Genomic DNA, 389 nt, shown 5'->3' with positions numbered 1-389 from the left:
ATTTTCCATTCGCCTTCGCCATAGACCTTGAGGCCGGTGGCATCAATGACCAAGTGAGCCACCGGGCCTTGGCTGGGGACGCGGTACTTGATGTCGACGGTCTTGGCGCGCTTGCTGATACATAGATGGTCGCCCCGGTTTGCCAAGCCCTCAATCAATGAAAGTGAGTCAGGTTGAGATTGCAGCCATAGATCCGGATTTCACCGAGGCAACAGCCTCTATCCCTGATGGAATTCGCTGACTGGCTCCTCTATCAGCTAAACGCACTTATTAGTGCCCTGTGTCTGTCGGGTTTTGCCAGTCACGGTCTGACCTGCCTCGCCATCACGTCATGATCGCCCGTGCAATCGGTGGTACTTTCTAACGCTGGTTGTTAACTCGATACTTTG

General features: G+C 53.7%; 1 pseudogene. It reads right to left on the bottom strand.

Annotated elements, in window-relative coordinates:
• Nucleotides 1-131, bottom strand: a pseudogene (locus J9889_RS21710) (IS5/IS1182 family transposase); the annotation flags it as partial.
• Nucleotides 132-389: the final 258 nt, after the last annotated feature.

Origin of the sequence: Aeromonas sp. PrichA-15, assembly GCF_017939245.1 — a bacterium.
Lineage (GTDB): Bacteria > Pseudomonadota > Gammaproteobacteria > Enterobacterales > Aeromonadaceae > Aeromonas > Aeromonas caviae.
Note: the sequence above shows the minus strand (reverse complement) of the source record. Positions and strands in the feature narration are given on the sequence as shown.